This is a genomic window from Arthrobacter sp. D1-17, from assembly GCF_054130535.1.
Genome location: NZ_CP096382.1, coordinates 2,829,876 through 2,842,539, shown reverse-complemented (window position 1 = coordinate 2,842,539; position 12,664 = coordinate 2,829,876). Strand labels below are relative to the sequence as shown.

15 protein-coding genes are annotated in these 12,664 nt (G+C 65.3%); 7 read left to right on the top strand and 8 right to left on the bottom strand.

Translation table 11 applies throughout. From position 1 onward, the window contains the following. Window positions 1-50 precede the first annotated feature (50 nt). The 5 genes from tsf to M1E01_RS13225 all read left to right on the top strand — a co-directional run bounded on the left by tsf (window position 51) and on the right by M1E01_RS13225 (window position 4,018). A complete protein-coding gene (gene tsf, locus M1E01_RS13245; RefSeq protein WP_457972039.1) occupies window positions 51-887 on the top strand; it encodes a translation elongation factor Ts in 837 nt (278 codons plus the stop codon). A 118-nt stretch (window positions 888-1,005) separates the two neighbouring features. Continuing rightward, a complete protein-coding gene (pyrH, locus tag M1E01_RS13240) occupies window positions 1,006-1,743 on the top strand; it encodes a UMP kinase (RefSeq protein WP_457972038.1) in 738 nt (245 codons plus the stop codon). A 96-nt stretch (window positions 1,744-1,839) separates the two neighbouring features. Further along, a complete protein-coding gene (frr, locus tag M1E01_RS13235; protein ID WP_457972037.1) occupies window positions 1,840-2,397 on the top strand; it encodes a ribosome recycling factor in 558 nt (185 codons plus the stop codon). Continuing rightward, on the top strand, window positions 2,397-3,329 hold the full coding sequence (locus M1E01_RS13230) for a phosphatidate cytidylyltransferase (RefSeq protein WP_457972036.1): 933 nt from the start codon (window positions 2,397-2,399) through the stop codon (window positions 3,327-3,329). Before frr ends, M1E01_RS13230 begins: the two co-directional genes overlap by 1 nt. Window positions 3,330-3,433: 104 nt before the next feature. Beyond that, window positions 3,434-4,018, top strand: a complete 585-nt coding sequence (locus M1E01_RS13225) for a DivIVA domain-containing protein (RefSeq protein ID WP_457972035.1) — start codon at window positions 3,434-3,436, stop codon at window positions 4,016-4,018. 9 nt (window positions 4,019-4,027) lie between these two features. On the opposite strand, the gene M1E01_RS13220 is transcribed toward M1E01_RS13225, so the two are convergent. From M1E01_RS13220 to M1E01_RS13205, 4 genes are read right to left on the bottom strand one after another with little or no spacing between them, the layout of a single operon-like run. Next, a complete protein-coding gene (locus M1E01_RS13220) occupies window positions 4,028-5,491 on the bottom strand; it encodes a sodium/solute symporter (protein WP_457972034.1) in 1,464 nt (487 codons plus the stop codon). Between the two features lie 7 nt (window positions 5,492-5,498). Then, window positions 5,499-5,861: a hypothetical protein gene (locus tag M1E01_RS13215; RefSeq protein ID WP_457972033.1), complete on the bottom strand. Its 363-nt coding sequence runs from the start codon at window positions 5,859-5,861 to the stop codon at window positions 5,499-5,501. Next, window positions 5,858-6,577 (bottom strand): LytR/AlgR family response regulator transcription factor, encoded by a 720-nt coding sequence (locus M1E01_RS13210; RefSeq protein ID WP_457972032.1) that lies wholly within the window; start codon window positions 6,575-6,577, stop codon window positions 5,858-5,860. Before M1E01_RS13210 ends, M1E01_RS13215 begins: the two co-directional genes overlap by 4 nt. Window positions 6,578-6,612: 35 nt before the next feature. Beyond that, a complete protein-coding gene (locus M1E01_RS13205) occupies window positions 6,613-7,803 on the bottom strand; it encodes a sensor histidine kinase (RefSeq protein ID WP_457972031.1) in 1,191 nt (396 codons plus the stop codon). 164 nt (window positions 7,804-7,967) lie between these two features. On the opposite strand from M1E01_RS13205, the gene M1E01_RS13200 reads away from it, so the two are divergent. Both M1E01_RS13200 and M1E01_RS13195 read left to right on the top strand, forming a co-directional pair. Beyond that, window positions 7,968-8,363, top strand: coding sequence for a DUF485 domain-containing protein (locus tag M1E01_RS13200; RefSeq protein WP_457972030.1), 396 nt, complete (start codon window positions 7,968-7,970; stop codon window positions 8,361-8,363). Further along, entirely contained in the window at window positions 8,360-9,976 is a 1,617-nt protein-coding gene (locus tag M1E01_RS13195; RefSeq protein WP_457972029.1) for a solute symporter family protein, read from the top strand. The genes M1E01_RS13200 and M1E01_RS13195 overlap by 4 nt, the downstream gene beginning before the upstream one ends. Before the next feature lie 134 nt (window positions 9,977-10,110). Here the strand turns inward: M1E01_RS13195 and M1E01_RS13190 are convergent, their stop codons facing one another. The 4 genes from M1E01_RS13190 to M1E01_RS13175 all read right to left on the bottom strand — a co-directional run bounded on the left by M1E01_RS13190 (window position 10,111) and on the right by M1E01_RS13175 (window position 12,599). After that, window positions 10,111-10,827: a hypothetical protein gene (locus tag M1E01_RS13190; protein WP_457972028.1), complete on the bottom strand. Its 717-nt coding sequence runs from the start codon at window positions 10,825-10,827 to the stop codon at window positions 10,111-10,113. A gap of 122 nt (window positions 10,828-10,949) precedes the next feature. Continuing rightward, window positions 10,950-11,354 carry a DUF4383 domain-containing protein gene (locus tag M1E01_RS13185; RefSeq protein ID WP_457972027.1) on the bottom strand — a complete coding sequence of 135 codons (405 nt, stop codon included), beginning with the start codon at window positions 11,352-11,354 and terminating at the stop codon, window positions 10,950-10,952. Between the two features lie 112 nt (window positions 11,355-11,466). Beyond that, window positions 11,467-12,006, bottom strand: coding sequence for a hypothetical protein (locus M1E01_RS13180; RefSeq protein ID WP_457972026.1), 540 nt, complete (start codon window positions 12,004-12,006; stop codon window positions 11,467-11,469). A gap of 119 nt (window positions 12,007-12,125) precedes the next feature. Beyond that, complete coding sequence (locus tag M1E01_RS13175) at window positions 12,126-12,599, bottom strand: Lrp/AsnC family transcriptional regulator (protein WP_457972025.1); 474 nt, start codon at window positions 12,597-12,599, stop codon at window positions 12,126-12,128. Between the last annotated feature and the right edge of the window lie 65 nt (window positions 12,600-12,664).

Below are 12,664 nucleotides of genomic sequence, written 5' to 3'. Positions count from 1 at the left end.
TCCTGTCAGTACGTACATCACATAAATTTTTTCTAGACAGAGGGGTTCACATGGCGAACTACACTGCCGCTGATATCAAGGCTCTGCGCGAGCGCACCGGCGCCGGCATGATGGATGTCAAGAAGGCTCTCGACGAGGCCAACGGCGATGCCGAGAAGGCGATCGAGATCATCCGCATCAAGGGTCTGAAGGGCGCCACCAAGCGCGAAGGCCGCTCCACCGCCGAAGGCCTGGTTGCTGCCAAGGTCAACGGCAAGGTCGGCGTAATGATCGAGGTCAACTGCGAGACCGACTTCGTCGCCAAGGCTGACAAGTTTATCCAGCTCGCCGACAAGGTCCTGGCGGTCGCTGTCGAGTCCGGTGCCGCCGACCTTGAGACCCTGCTCGCAACCGACGTGGACGGCAAGCCGCTCTCCGAGGTTGTTGTCGAGGAAGGCGCCGTTCTCGGTGAGAAGGTAGTGGTCCGCCGCATCTCCCGCATCGAGGGCGCCACGGTCGACGCTTACCTGCACAAGACCTCCAAGGACCTTCCGGCCCAGGTTGGCGTCCTGTTCGCCGTTGACGGCGAAGGTGAAGCTGCTGCCACCGCAGCCCACGACGTTGCAGTCCACATTGCCGCCATGGCCCCGAACTACCTCTCCCGCGAGGATGTTCCGGCTGACCTGGTCGAGTCTGAGCGCCGCATCGCCGAGGAGACCGCCAAGGCAGAGGGCAAGCCCGAGGCTGCCCTGACCAAGATCGTGGAAGGCCGCGTCACGGGCTTCTACAAGGGTGAGGTGCTGCTCGACCAGGCCTTCGCCAAGGATGCCAAGAAGACTGTGGCCCAGGTCCTCGAAGAGGCCGGCGTCAAGGGAACAGCCTTCACGCGTTTCCGCGTCGGCTCCTAGCCAGACATGCAAGGGGGCGGTCACTCTGGTGGCCGCCCCTTTTGCATGCACTGGCCACAATGGCTCTTGGCCACCCAGCACGATAATCTAGCTCAGAACTCACCAACGGGAAGGCACGATGGAAGCCGTTAATACTTCAGTCCAGTCAGGGAAAAACAGGCGGCGGGTCCTCCTGAAGCTCTCCGGTGAGGTCTTCGGCGGCGGAAAGCTCGGCGTCGATCCGGACACTGTTCGCGGTGTCGCCAAGCAGATCGCCGCAGCCGTTCCCGACGTCGAAGTCGCCATTGTGGTGGGCGGCGGCAACTTCTTCCGCGGAGCCGAACTGTCCCAGAGCGGTATGGACCGCTCCCGCGCCGACTACATGGGCATGCTCGGGACAGTCATGAACTGCCTCGCCCTGCAGGACTTCCTCGAGCAGGCAGGCGTTGAAACCCGCGTTCAAAGCGCCATCACCATGGGCCAAGTGGCCGAGGCCTACATTCCGCGGCGCGCCATCCGCCACATGGAGAAGAACCGCGTGGTCATCTTTGGCGCAGGCGCCGGCCTTCCCTACTTCTCCACGGATACGGTTGCAGCCCAGCGCGCCCTGGAAGTCCACGCCGACGTCGTTCTGATGGCCAAAAGCGGGGTGGACGGTGTGTACACCGCCGACCCCAAGAAGGACCCGATGGCCGAGAAGCTGGAAAAGCTCAGCTACGACGAGGCCCTCCGCCGCGACATCCGGGTCATGGACCAGACCGCGATGACCATGTGCAAGGACAACAACCTCTCCATGGTGGTGTTTGGCATGGAGGGTGAAGGCAACGTCACCCGGGCCATCCGTGGCGAGCAGCTGGGAACGCTGGTCACCCCCTAGTTACAGCTAGGATATTTCTAGGAGGTTCCGTCCATCGGGCGGAACCCGGATTGTGAAATGCCCCGGGTGCCGGGAGCCAATTGCTGAGGAGAGACCGTGATCGAAGAAACCTTGCTCGAAGCCGGGGACAAGATGGACAAGGCGGTTGAGGTAGCCAAGGAAGACTTCGCCTCGATCCGGACGGGCCGGGCCACCCCGGGCCTCTACAACAAGGTGATGGTGGACTACTACGGTACGCCGACGCCACTTCAGCAGCTGGCATCCTTCGCGGTGCCGGACGCGCGCACCATCCTCATCACGCCCTACGACAAGACGGCGCTGCGGGACATTGAGCGCGCGCTCAGTGATTCTGAAGTGGGCGCCAACCCGTCCAATGACGGCAACGTCATCCGGGTCACCATCCCGGAGCTCACGCAGGAGCGCCGCAAGGAATACGTGAAGATCGTGAAGTCCAAGGGCGAAGAGGCAAAGGTCTCGATCCGCAACATCCGCCGCAAGGCGAAGGAAACCCTGGACCGCCTGGTCAAGGACGGCGAAGCCGGCGAGGATGAGGGGAACCGCGGCGAAAAGGAACTCGACGCCATCACCAAGCAGCACGTCGACGGCATCGATGAGCTGCTCAAGCGCAAGGAAGCAGAGCTGCTCGAAGTCTGATGGGGCAGGCACAGCAGGCCCCCGGAGCGCGGGACCGACCCCAGTCCCGGCAGCTCCGGCAGCCAAAGCCCAACCCGACGCCCGGCGCAGGGCGCAACCTGCCGGCGGCGACCGCCGTCGGACTTTCCATGCTCTTCGCGGTGCTGGGCGGGCTTCTTTTCTTCCCGCTTGGCTTCGTCGCCATCACCACCACCTTTGCCGTGTTCGGTGTGTGGGAGATTTTCCGCGCCCTGGAAGCGAACGGCACTCGCCTGCCCATCGTGCCCGTCATGGTGGGCACGGTCGCGATGCCTTTTGCCGCCTACTTCGGCGGACGGGAAAGCCTGCTGTTCGCCATGCTGGCCAGCAGCGTCGCAGTGCTGCTCTGGCGCTCCATCGAAAGTGCCGTCGGTTCGGCGCGCAGCATCTTTGCCGGCGTTTTCACCCTCGCCTGGGTTCCCTTCCTGATAAGCTTCTCTGCCCTGCCGCTGCATGTTGCAGGGGGAGTGACGCCTGTTGGACTGTGGCCGGGCGGCGCCGTTCCGGACGGCGCCTGGCAGGTGGTCATCCTGCTCCTGCTGGTGGTTTCCAATGACACATTCGGGTACCTGGTGGGAGCGTCGCTGGGCAAGCACCCCATGGCGCCCAAGATCAGTCCGAAGAAAACGTGGGAGGGTTTCGCAGGATCCATCGCCGGCGCGACGCTGATTGGTGTCCTGGCCTGCATGTTCGTGCTCGAAAAACCCTGGTGGGTGGGGGTTGTCCTCGCCGTGGGGATGGTGGCAGCGGCGACCGCCGGCGACCTCGCGGAATCCATGGTCAAGCGTGAGCTCGGCATCAAAGACATGAGCAGCATCCTTCCCGGGCACGGCGGAGTGATGGACCGGCTGGACTCGATCGTCTTCGCCTCCCCGGTGGCATATCTGCTGTTCGTCCTCGTGTCCGGCGCCTGAGGGGGCGCGGCCCCGCACACCCGGACGCCGGGACGAGGGTGGATGGAGTGCGCCCTAGACTATTGCGGTTAGAAACTGAACTGAAAAGCATTGAAGGATTACAAGTGACAGTGGAGAGCAATCGGCAAGTTGCCGGGTCGTTTGAGCGTGTGGCCCGCTCCGAATACGGCTACAACGCCAAGCAGGTGGATCAGTTTCTGCAGCGCGCCCGCGTATCGCTCGAGACGCCGGAGGCTGCCGCCCATCCCGTGAAAAGCTTCGACGTCCGCGCCGTGTCCTTCGATCCGGTCAAGGGCGGCTACTCGGCCACCGCCGTGGATGCCGCGCTGGATCGCCTCGAGGATGCCTTCGCCCGCCGCGAGCGGGACGAACTCATCGCCGAACAGGGGGAGGAGGCCTGGCTGCGCCAGATTGGGCAGCTTTCCGCCTCCCTGCGCGGCCGACTCCACCGGCCCGACGGCGAGCGGTTCCGCCGCCCGGCGAAGAAGAAGGCCCGCAGCTACAACATCAAGGACGTGGACCGGCTCTGCGTCGACCTCATCGGCTACCTCGAGGAAGATAAGCCGCTCAGCGTCGACAACGTACGCCGGGCTGTGTTCCGGCCGGCAGTAGGCCAGTCCGGCTACGAGGAAACCCAGGTGGACGCATTCCTGGACCGCGTCGTCGAACTCATGGCAGCCATCGACTGACGCCGCAGCTTACCGCCCCGTAGCCAGTGGTCTTTCCGGAGTATGGAGCCGCGTCATCACCTTCGTGATGGTGTGTGGAACCCGTGATTTCGTGGCACGCGACGTCAGGACCATGACGGCGAAGGCAGCCGGAACAGTCCACGCCGCAGGCTGCGCAAGCCAGACGGGGGTGCCGGCACCCAGGGCAGCCCCCGCCACCATCGCCCCGCCGCAGAGCAGGCCGCCGGTCGCCATCCCGGCGATGGCCCCGGCGTCGGTAAGCCCCCGCCACCAGATGCCCAGCAGCAGCACCGGACAAATGGTGGAGGCAGTGAAAGCGAACACGAGTCCGACGCTGCCGGCCAGGGCCAACGAGTCTGTGATGAACGCCACGGCCAGCGGAACCGCAGCGGAAACCAGCGCGGCGAGGCGGAATCCCCGCACGCTGCCGCCCAGCACGTCCTGGCTGATAACCCCGGCCAGCGAGACGACAAGACCGGACGTCGTCGAGAGGAAAGCGGCGAAGGCCCCCGCCACCACGAAGGCGGACATGAGTTCCCCTGCCGGTCCGCCAATGAGCCGTCCGGGCAGCAGCAGGACCACGGCGTCTGCCTGGCCGGCCTGGGCAAGGCCGGGAGCGAACATCCGGCCCACGAGCCCGTAAGCGGTGGGGAAAAGGTAAAAGACCGAGAGCAGTCCCAGCACGATCAGCGTGGTCCTGCGGGCTGACTGCCCGTCCGGATTGGTGTAGAAGCGGACCAGCACGTGGGGCAGCCCGAGCGTTCCAAACAGCAGGGCGACCAGCAACGAGATGTTCTGGTAGGGCCCAGCGGGTGCCAGGCCCGTGGGGTTCACGTCCGCGGCGGCCGCAGCAGGCGCGCCGTTATCTCTCAGGACCAGGAGGATGAAGACCAGCGGCACGGCCAGCGCGGTGAGCTTGAGCCAGTACTGGAATGCCTGCACGAAGGTGATGGAGCGCATCCCGCCGGCTACCACCGTCAGGACTACCACCACCACGACGGCGGTCGAGCCCACCCACGAGGGCAGGCCCGTCGTGGTCCTGATGGTGAGCGCGGCGCCGTGCAGCTGGGGCACGATATAGAGCCAGCCCACGATCACCACCGCAAGGCTGGTCACCAGCCGCGCGGCACGCGAATCGAGCCGTGCCTCGGTGAAGTCCGGGATGGTGTACGCCCCGGAGCGCCGCAGCGGAGCGGCCACGAACAGCAGGAGCATCAGGTAGCCGGCGGTGTAGCCCACGGGGAACCACAGGGCATCCGTGCCCGAAAGCAGGATAAGTCCGGCAACGCCCAGGAAGCTCGCGGCGGAGAGATACTCGCCGCCGATCGCCGAGGCGTTCCACCAGGGCGGAACGGTGCGCGAAGCCACATAAAAGTCCCCGGTGGTGCGGGAAATCCTGAGCCCGTAAAAACCAAAAACCGCTGTGGCCGCGGTGACGGCGGCAAAGGCGGTGATTCCTACTGCAGGGTTCACCGCCCAGTCACCGGTCCCCGCTAAGAGCACGGGCAAGATCGCGGTAGCGGGCCTCGTTCCGGGCGGCGCTGCGAATGTACAGCCAGGCACTGATCCCCGTCACAGGGTAGATCCCGGCACCGAGCAGCAGCCAGTCAAAGGGGATGCCGGCCACCGTGGATTCCGCCAGTCCCGGAAAGGCCGCCAGCAGAAGCGGAAAGGCGCCGACAATCAGCACGAAACCTCCTGCCACCACCAGGGCCAGCCTGAGCTGCGAGCGGATCAGGGACCGGACAAAGACCTGGCCCACGGCTGATTCCTCCGCGGTCCCGCGGAAGTCGACGGCGGGGCGCGCCACCGAGCGGGGGGCAGTCACCCTGACCCGCGTCATGCCTGCGGCCTTATCCGCGTGGCTTCGAGCTTATCCCTTACGGACGGAAGATGGCGGCGGCTGATCGGCAGTTCGGCAGCTTCGACCATGACGCCGGGCCGTGCCGTCCCCAGCTTCAGGTGCGTGATGTGGGACAGGGCAACAAGGTAGGAACGGTGGATGCGGATGAAGCCTGCGTCCGCCCACTGCTGTTCAAGATCGGCCAGGGGCACGCGGATCAGGTAGCTGGCGTCTGCCGTATGGAGCCGGGCGTAGTCGCCCTGCGCCTGGACGTAGGTAACGTCGTCGCGCCTGATCATTCTGGTCGTGCCGCCCTGGTCCACGGTGATCATCTCGGGCGCCGCGCCGCCGTCGCGGATCAGTTCACTGATCCGCCCCACGGAGCGGGCCAGCCGCTCAGCGCGCACGGGTTTCAGGAGGTAGTCCACGGCGGCGAGTTCGAACGCCTCAAGTGCGCAGTCCTCGTCCGCGGTGACAAAGACGACGGCGGGCGGGCGGCTGCTGCGGGCGATCACCCGCGCGATATCCAGGCCTGAGACAGCGGGCATATGGATGTCGAGAAAGACGGCGTCCACCGCCTCGGTCTCCAGCGCGCGCAATGCTTCATTCCCGGAAGAAGCCCGGTGGATGGCGCCGATGCGTTCATCCTTGCCCAGCAAAAAGGCGAGTTCTTCAATGGCGGGCAGCTCGTCGTCGGCGACGAGGACGTTAATCATGGTTCAAGGTTAACCGCCCTCACGGAGTAGCTGTGTCAGGCGTCGTGGCCCGGCTGGGACTTCGGGACCCGCATGGTGATCAAGGTCCCTTCCCCGGGGGCCGTCTCAATGATGAGGCCGTGGTCGTCGCCGTAAACCTGGCGCAGGCGCGAGTCCACGTTCCGCAGCCCAACGTGGTCCCCGTCGGTGTGTCCGGCGAGCACGGACTGAAGCTGCACCGGATCCATCCCCACGCCGTCGTCCTCGATGGTGACTTCCGCGAAGGCGCCCGAATCATGGGCAGCAATGGTGATGTGCCCCGGCCCTTCCTTCGCCTCCAGGCCATGCCGTACAGCGTTTTCCACAAGGGGCTGCAGGCTCAGGAACGGAATGACGGTGCTCAGCACTTCCGGCGCGACCTGCAGGCTCACCTGGACACGTTCGCCGAAGCGCGCCCGCTCCAGCAGGAGGTACCTGTCAATACACCGCAGTTCCTCGGCCAAAGTGGTGAAGTCGCCGTGCCGCCGGAACGAATAGCGCGTGAAGTCCGCAAACTCCACCACCAGCTCACGTGCCCTGACAGGGTCGGTATTGATGAACGAGGCGATGGCGTTCAGGGAGTTGTAGATGAAGTGCGGACTGATCTGGGCGCGCAGAGCACGCACCTCCGCCTCCATCAGGAGCGTCCGCGACGCATCAAGTTCGGCAAGCTCCACTTGGGCGGCCACCCAGTCGGCCACTTCGCTCGTGGCCCGGACCAGGCCGGCGCCGGCGGACGGTGCGAAGGCAGCCACCACCCCCACCACCCGGGAGCCTGCCCGGATCGGAGCGATGACGGCGGCTGCGACACGTCCGATGGCAAGGGCAGGGACTTCTCCAGCACCAATCACCTGCGTCCGCCCGCCGGCAAGCACGTCGGCGGCCAGGTCCATCAGCCGGGGTTTCAGTTCCTCGGCCGCGCCGTCCCATGCCAGCACCCCTGAGACATCGGTGATGGCCAGGGCGTCGCATCCCAGCAGGCCCCGCAGCTGCCGGCTCGCCTTCGACGCGCCGGCAGGGTTCAGTCCGGTCCGCAGGTGCTGGCCTGCCTTGGAGGCCGTATGCAGGGTGTTGTACGTGGCGCGTTCCGCGTCGGTGCCTAGCTCGCGGAAGGACTTGAGGACCTTGAGTCCGACGCCGACGACGACGGCAATCGCCAGGGCGATGAGCGCTATGGCCGCCGCGGAATAGAGAGGGGAATCCGGCATGAAGACCAGCGTAGCCTGCCGTTTATCGCAGCATCACAACCGCTAAGCGACGGCGGGAGCCAAAACACTGGAACGGGACCCGCGGACGGAGCACAGTGATGGGAGTCACACTGGCGGTGAAATGCGCGGCCGGTGTGGGAGAGCACTCTCAACGAGGAGGAACGATGGGTAATGATGCCCGCACCCCGGACGTCGCGGCGTCCGCGGACTTCGAAGAAGTCCAAGCCACCGAGCAGTTCAAGGAACTGCGCAAGCGCCACCGCAGTTTCGTATTTCCCATGGCTGTCGCCTTCCTGCTGTGGTACTTCGCGTACGTCATCCTGGCCGCCTACGCGGTGGACTTCATGTCCACCAAGGTGTGGGGCAACATCAACATCGGCATCATCATGGGGCTGCTGCAGTTCGTGACCACTTTCGCCATCACTGGCTGGTACGTCAGCTACTCCAACAGGCGCCTGGACCCAATTGCCGCCGGGATCCGCCACGGCATTGAAGGGCACGAATTCGACACGACGGGCGCCGGAGCGTCCGGCAGCGCAACGGGCGGAGCAGCCAAATGATTAACATTCCAACAGCGGTGGACGTCGCCGCGCTCAAGGACACAACCCTCCTCAACATGGGCATCTTCGGCCTGTTCGTCGCGGTCACCATGGTGATCGTCCTGCGGGCAAGCCGGAACAACAAGACGGCCGCTGACTACTATGCGGCGGGCCGGTCCTTCACTGGCTCACAGAACGGCACCGCGATCGCCGGCGACTACCTGTCCGCTGCTTCGTTCCTGGGTATCACCGGCGCCATCGCCATCAATGGCTACGACGGCTTCATGTACTCCATCGGGTTCCTCGTCGCCTGGCTTGTGGCACTCCTGCTCGTGGCCGAACTCCTCCGGAACACCGGCAAGTTCACCATGGCGGACGTGCTGTCCTTCCGCCTCAAGCAGCGCCCGGTCCGCATCGCCGCTGCCATCTCCACCCTTGCCGTCTGCTTCTTCTACCTGCTGGCACAGATGGCCGGCGCCGGCAGCCTGATCTCGCTGCTGCTGGGCATCAGTGACTGGGGCGGTCAGGCGCTCGTCATCATCGTCGTGGGCGCGCTGATGATCATGTACGTCCTGATTGGCGGCATGAAGGGCACCACCTGGGTGCAGATCATCAAGGCCATCCTGCTGATTGCCGGCGCAGCTGTCATGACCCTCTGGGTCCTGGCCATCTACGGCTTCAACCTCTCCACCCTGCTTGGAGCCGCTGTGGATACGGCCAACAATCCGGCCGTGCTGAACCCCGGCCTGCAGTACGGCAAGACCGAAACCTCGAAGCTGGACTTCATGTCACTGGGCCTGGCCCTGGTGCTTGGCACCGCCGCCCTGCCGCACGTCCTCATGCGCTTCTACACCGTGCCCACGGCCAAGGAAGCCCGGAAATCCGTGGTGTGGTCCATCTGGCTGATCGGACTGTTCTACCTGTTCACGCTGGTCCTCGGCTACGGTGCCGCTGCCCTCGTTGGTGCCTCCACCATCAAGGCAGCCCCGGGCGGCGTCAACTCTGCTGCTCCGCTGCTGGCCTTCTACCTCGGCGGCCCGCTGCTGCTGGGCTTCATCTCCGCCGTAGCCTTCGCCACGATTCTCGCCGTGGTGGCCGGACTCACCATCACGGCCGCGGCCTCCTTCGCGCACGACATTTACGCCAGTGTCATCGCCAAGGGGAAGGCCGACGCCGACACCGAGGTTAAGGTGGCCCGGCGGACCGTTGTGGTCATCGGCGTCCTGGCCATCCTCGGCGGCATCCTCGCCAACGGACAGAACGTGGCCTTCCTGGTGGCGCTCGCCTTCGCTGTCGCCGCCTCCGCGAATCTGCCGACGATCATCTACTCGCTGTTCTGGCGAAGGTTCACCACCCAGGGCGCGATCTGGAGCATGTATGGTGGCTTGGCCTCGGCCATCCTGCTGATCGTGTTCTCGCCGGTGGTCTCGGGTTCGGCGACGTCCATGGTCCAGGGGGCCAACTTCGCCATCTTCCCGCTCAGCAACCCGGGCATCGTCTCTATTCCGCTGGCATTCTTCCTGGGATGGCTGGGCACGGTTCTGGACAAGCAGAGGGAGGACACCGTCAAGCAGGCCGAGATGGAAGTCCGCTCCCTGACCGGTGTCGGGGCTGAGAAGGCCGTCGAGCACTGACAGGCGCCGCTGTTTGCCGGCACGGATGACATTACACGGTAGACGCAGCCACAGCAGAAGCCCCTGCTGACTCCAAGGAGTGTTCACTCCGGACTGGAGTCCGCAGGGGCTTCTTGCTGCCCGCGCTTGCAGGCTCAGGGGCCGTGGTGTCCGGCACTGCCGCCGATCGGATGGCCGCTGACCGAATGGCCGCCGTCGGAATGACTGCCGTCGGAATGACTGCTGTGCGGCACCGCGAATTGTCCTGCCGTCGAAGCGGCGAGTCCCGGCGTCGTAATGGCTGCGATGGCGACGGCTCCGGCGAAAGCTCCCAGAAGCAGCCGCCCGGCGCCGGCACCTGCACCGACAGGCCCGGCGCCACCGCCGACAGACGCGGCGCCGGCGCCAGCGCCAGCGGAGACGGTGCCGGCGCCAGCGGACAGGGTGCCGGACGCAGTGCCGGCCGCATCACCCAGCCCGGCTTGCCGCCGGAGCCAGGCTTGCGCTGCGACCATGGTCAGCGTCAGCAGCAGAGCGGCCAGGTGGCTGATGTTCAGTCCCGCCAGATCAGTGCCGCCACCGCCGATAATGGACAGCACGTGGAGGGCCGCTGCCGTCAGCAGCAGCGCCGACGACAGCCGAGGCCAAGGAAAGCTGCCCCTGCGCAGCGCCGCCACGGTCCACCCGAGAAGGGCGGTTCCCCACAGGGCTGTAGCTATCGCCGGGACCAGCAGAAGCGGGCGGCCGGCTGCAGCGGTGAACAGGCTGGAGGAAATGGCGAGCGTGACTGACCCTGCGCCAAATCCGGCGAAGCCGGCCACTAGCCGGACCACGGCCACCGCGTTGCTCTGCAGATTGCTTTGCTGCCTCACTGCCTGCCTCCTCTTGATACTCAGCTGATTATTTAGATGCCCCCTGAGTGGGTGCCCGATCAGCAAGAGCCTGATTGCCAAACGCCCGGTGACGGGCGCCTGGCCAACGGGCGCCCCGGCCTCTAGGCGCGTGCGGCGACTGGGGACTTCTCGACGGAGAGGCCCACGCCGAGCAGCAGGACGGCGCTTGCGAGGTGCAGGACGTTGTCCGCACCGTTAAGGGCGATGATGTTCAGCGGTGAGCTGAGCAGGAAGAGGCCCAGGATGCCCACGAGGAGGTAAACGGCGCCGACGCCGGCGTTGACGGTGCGGGCCATTTGCACGTTCTTGAGGCCTGCGTAGAGCAGGGCGGCACCGATGGCCAGGTGGATGACGTTATGGAGGGGGTTGACTTCGAAGATGATGAGGTTGGCGCCTTCGGTGGCGAAGAACCCCACGCCGGACGTTACGGCAAATCCGACAAGCCCGACGAGCAGATAGACGGCGCCGAAGACGGTGGCGACGAGACGGTTCGGTGAGTTGCGCATGGCCCGAATCCTTCCGGTAGGGCCGGGACACTTATCCCGGCCGGACTGCGGAGCCCCGGTCGGGACTCTCGGAAGCAATTCGGACCACACGCCCCTGCGGATGGGACGAACCTCAAACTTTTGGTTTGAGCCTGATGGTCACCATCTTCAGGTCGTCCGTTCCCGCGAACCGGTACACCATCTCGACGTCCTTGCCGCCGCACTGGATCACGCCCGCCACGTCGGCAATGCTGGAGCCGCTGTCCTCGCTGAGCTGAGGATCGTCAAGCATCATGGTGCAGGAGGAGTCGAGGTTCAGGCTCTCGATGCCGGATGCGAAGTCCTCCCGCGGCAGCTGTTCTTTGAGCGCAGGATCCAGGTATTCGTCGTATGCCTTGTGCGTGTCGCCGGCGATGACGAGCCTGGTGAAGCTGTCCGCGAGATCGGATGCCTGGCGCGCTTGACCGCCAACGAGGCCCATCAGGAGTGGAACGCCCGCTGCCACCAAGAGCAGGACGCCGCCTACGATCCCCAGCACAATCCAGAGCCCTTTACGGCTCTTGGCGGGCGGCTGCCCGGGGAGGCCGAACGGCGACGGTGGGAGCGACGACCTGCTCCGGCGCGGCCGCAGCGGCTCGGGCGCTTCGTACCCGGGGTCCTGGGGGTTACTCAAGGCTGGCCTTTCCGGCGGCCGTGGCACGGCGCACCTCATTGGCGGGCACGCCACGGTGCCGCGTCGCTTCCGTGGCAAGGGCCACTTTCGGTGGCATTAGCCTATAGCGTTATCCGTGGCTATTCGGCGGTGGAACCGCGGTCCAGGAGCGGCCGGATCCGGAACGGAATCAGTTCTCCCATGGCGAGTGCCGTGTCGGTCCGCTCTACACCGTCGCACGCGAGGATCTTCCCGTTAATGCGGAACAGGTCCTCGGCGTCGAGCGCCACCACCCGTAACAAAAGATCTGCCGAGCCCGTGAGCCCGTAGCCCTCCAGGATTTCCGGTACGCCGGCCAGGTCTTCCGCCAGGCTGCCGAGTTTCTGCTGCTGGACGTGGACAGAAATAAAGGCCATGAGGGGGTACCCCAGAGAAACCGGATTGATGCGGCGCTCGAAGGAGAGGAAGGCGTGCTTCTTTTCGAGCTGCGCCATGCGGGCCTGCACTGTGTTCCGGGACAGTCCCAGCTTTTGGGCCAGTGCAACAACCGTCTGCCGCGGGTCTTGGGCCAGGGCTGAAAGCAGGCGGGTATCTGTGCCATCCAAAGCGCGCATAATGCGCAAGGCTAGCACGGTGTTGAGGTGCGGAAGAGTGCATTGTGCTCAGCTTTTCCGGCAGT

Coding starts and splice junctions, on each gene's coding strand:
- tsf (WP_457972039.1), top strand. CDS start 51: ATGGCGAACTACACTGCCGCTGATATCAAGGCTCTGCGCGAGCGCACC.
- pyrH (WP_457972038.1), top strand. CDS start 1,006: ATGGAAGCCGTTAATACTTCAGTCCAGTCAGGGAAAAACAGGCGGCGG.
- M1E01_RS13230 (WP_457972036.1), top strand. CDS start 2,397: ATGGGGCAGGCACAGCAGGCCCCCGGAGCGCGGGACCGACCCCAGTCC.
- M1E01_RS13215 (WP_457972033.1), bottom strand. CDS start 5,861: ATGACGCGGGTCAGGGTGACTGCCCCCCGCTCGGTGGCGCGCCCCGCC.
- M1E01_RS13210 (WP_457972032.1), bottom strand. CDS start 6,577: ATGATTAACGTCCTCGTCGCCGACGACGAGCTGCCCGCCATTGAAGAA.
- M1E01_RS13205 (WP_457972031.1), bottom strand. CDS start 7,803: ATGCCGGATTCCCCTCTCTATTCCGCGGCGGCCATAGCGCTCATCGCC.
- M1E01_RS13200 (WP_457972030.1), top strand. CDS start 7,968: ATGGGTAATGATGCCCGCACCCCGGACGTCGCGGCGTCCGCGGACTTC.
- M1E01_RS13195 (WP_457972029.1), top strand. CDS start 8,360: ATGATTAACATTCCAACAGCGGTGGACGTCGCCGCGCTCAAGGACACA.
- M1E01_RS13185 (WP_457972027.1), bottom strand. CDS start 11,354: ATGCGCAACTCACCGAACCGTCTCGTCGCCACCGTCTTCGGCGCCGTC.
- M1E01_RS13175 (WP_457972025.1), bottom strand. CDS start 12,599: ATGCGCGCTTTGGATGGCACAGATACCCGCCTGCTTTCAGCCCTGGCC.